The following is a 1,310-nucleotide window of genomic DNA, read 5'->3' on the forward strand; positions in this document are numbered from 1 at the left end:
GCCCGTTCGGCGAACTACTCGGCCAACATGGCGATCGACTCGGCCCGCAGCGCGCTGCGCTCCTCCTACAGCGCCCAGGCGTCGGCACGCAGCGCACGAGCGTCCGCGATCGCGGCGGGCAAGGACGCGGCGACGGCATCGGCCGCGGCCACCGAAGCCCGTAACATCGCCGCCTCGAAGCGGAAGCTGGAGGTGCTGGACGCTGCGGACAAGGCGGCCGCGCAGGCACGGCAGAACCGGGCGAACGGCACGGACCCGGCTGACAGCAGCACCCACGACCACGTCAACTCGGACGGCAGCAACGGCGACAACGACGAGTGGTACACGGACGCGGGCTTCTACGCGGACGCGTTCAACTACATCAGCATCGGCACCGGATTCGTCGCCGCCGGCCTCGGCATGGCCAGCCTCGCGTTCCCGCCGCTCGCCCCGGTCGCGATGGCCTTCGGGTACGTATCGCTCGGAACCGCCGCCATCAGCACGGTGTTCACCGGCTTCGAATACGGCTTCGGCAGCCGTGAGTTCGCGATGTCCGCCGCCGGTACGGCCCTCGGCCTGATCACGTTCGGCCAGTCCCAGGCGATCGGAGCACTCGGCAAGGTGGCGATCAAGGGGGTGGTGACGGAGGTGGCACCGGTGGCCACGCACATCACGCAGTTCGCGCACGACCTGGTGTCCCCGGTCACCGGTCTGCTGTCGCTGTTCTGACAAGGGTCCCGGCGTGACGGCATCGTCATGCCGGGGCATCATCACCCGAAATGACCGACGGGGGCCGGTGATTCGTCGCCGGCCCCCGCCCCCCGTCCCGGAAGGACACCGCTCTCGTGCTCGCGTCCGTCTCGATCGAGTGGCTGTGGCTGCTGGCCGCAGCCGCCACCGTGATCCACTGCTTCGCCATGGCCAGGTGGATCCCGGTCCGAAAGCTCTCGGTGGCCTACCCGTTCGTCATCGTGGTCTGCGGCATCGGCGCGGGCGCGTTCGGGCGGCGGGCCGGTTTCGGGCTGGACGCCATGCTGGTGATGTACGCGTTCGCCCTCCTCGGTCTGACCATCGGACTGTTCCCGACCCGCAAACTGTTCAGGACCTGGGCGGACGAGATCGGCAACGGGGTGACCCGCGACCGGTACGACTATCCGCGCCTGCACCTCGTGTTCTGTGTCGTCGTCGTGGTCGCCCTGCTGGCCGCGGGCTTCGCACTGACCCGCTGACCGCGCCGACCCCGCTCACCGAACGCACGCAGGGAGCCTCCGAGACCCGGGGTACGGGTCTCGGAGGCTCCCTGCGTGTACTGCTTCGGGGGCTACTTCACG

1 protein-coding gene and 1 pseudogene are annotated in these 1,310 nt (G+C 69.5%); both read left to right on the forward strand.

The annotated features are described in order from the left end of the window. Window positions 1–708, forward strand: a pseudogene (locus ABT085_RS46420) (hypothetical protein); the annotation flags it as partial. A gap of 116 nt (window positions 709–824) precedes the next feature. Continuing rightward, on the forward strand, window positions 825–1,208 hold the full coding sequence (locus ABT085_RS46425) for a hypothetical protein (RefSeq protein WP_351623277.1): 384 nt from the start codon (window positions 825–827) through the stop codon (window positions 1,206–1,208). Window positions 1,209–1,310 lie beyond the last annotated feature (102 nt).

Source organism: Streptomyces sp. NPDC002265 (assembly GCF_040296125.1).
In the GTDB taxonomy this organism is placed as follows: Bacteria; Actinomycetota; Actinomycetes; order Streptomycetales; family Streptomycetaceae; genus Streptomyces.